This window comes from Nioella sp. MMSF_3534 (assembly GCF_030732985.1).
In the GTDB taxonomy this organism is placed as follows: domain Bacteria; phylum Pseudomonadota; class Alphaproteobacteria; order Rhodobacterales; family Rhodobacteraceae; genus Nioella.
On the sequence record NZ_JASHJX010000105.1, the window covers coordinates 1 to 1,203 of the forward strand.

Here is a 1,203-nt window from a genome sequence, read left to right on the forward strand (position 1 = left end):
TGACCTGCTCCCCTTTGAGTCCGCGTTCATAGGGTAGCTCTGTTCAGGGTTTGGTCCTCTTTCGACCGTTGATGATACTCCCGCGGGGTGAGCCCGTCGAGGCTCGTGTGCGGGCGGTGATGGTTGTAGTCGTCGCGCCACGCCGCGATCAGGCCGCGGGCATGACGCAGGTTGGCGAACAGATGCTCGTTGAGGCATTCGTCCCTGAGGCGGCCATTGAAGCTCTCGACAAAGCCGTTCTGCATCGGTTTCCCCGGCGCGATGTAGTGCCATTCGACCCGGCGCTCCTCCTGCCATTTGAGGATGGCGTTCGAGGTCAGCTCGGTGCCGTTGTCGCTGACCACCAAGCAGGGGAAGCCGCGCATCTCGGCGATCCGGTCCAGTTCGCGGGCGACGCGGTGTCCCGACAGCGACGTATCGACGACGGTCGCCAGGCATTCCCGGCTGAAGTCGTCGATGACGCAGAGGATGCGGAACCGGCGGCCGTCCGCCAGCGCGTCCGACACGAAGTCTAAGCTCCATCGCTGGTTCGGTCCCTGCGGGATCGCCATGGGCGCCCTTGTTCCGATCGCGCGCTTGCGTCCGCCCCGTTTACGGACGGTTAACCCTTCCTCCCGGTAAAGCCGGTAGAGCTTCTTCCAGTTCACCTCCCAGCCCTCCCGCTTCAGCAGGATGTGCAGCCGCCGATACCCGAACCGCCGCCGCTCGGACGCCAATTCCTTCATCCTGGCCCGCAGCTCGGTGTCCGCCGGACGTTTCGACCTGCGCCGATAGACACGCGGGTCAATGCCCGCCAAGGCACAGGCCCGCCGCTGCGAGTAGCTCTTTTCCTTCATGGCCCAGTCCACCGCTTTCTTCCTCGAACCGGGCCTCAGAAGTTTTTTCCGAGCATCTCTTTCAGCGTGGCCACATCCATCATCTGTTCGGCCAGCATCTTCTTCAGCTTCGCGTTCTCGGCCTCCAGCGCCTTCAGCCGCCGGGCGTCCGACACCTCCATGCCGCCATATCTCGAGCGCCACTTGTAGAAGGTCGCATCGCTGATGCCATGCTTGCGGCACAGCTCCTTCGCGCCCAGCCCGGCCTGGTGCTCCTTCAGGATGCCTATGATCTGCGCTTCGCTGAAACGGCTTCTCTTCATCGTCTGTCTCCTCAGTTGGAGAACAGGCTAACCTCAAACCGGGGACTTTTCAGGGGAGCAGGTCA

The 1,203-nt window shown here is 63.0% G+C and carries 1 protein-coding gene; it reads right to left on the reverse strand.

The genetic code is table 11. From position 1 onward, the window contains the following. Positions 1 to 26: 26 nt before the first annotated feature. Positions 27 to 1,138 (reverse strand): IS3 family transposase gene (locus tag RBB16_RS20625; protein ID WP_306047900.1). Its coding sequence is split into 2 segments (ribosomal slippage): positions 27 to 883 and positions 883 to 1,138, totalling 1,113 coding nucleotides; the frame shifts between segments, so codons are not numbered across the junction. Between the last annotated feature and the right edge of the window lie 65 nt (positions 1,139 to 1,203).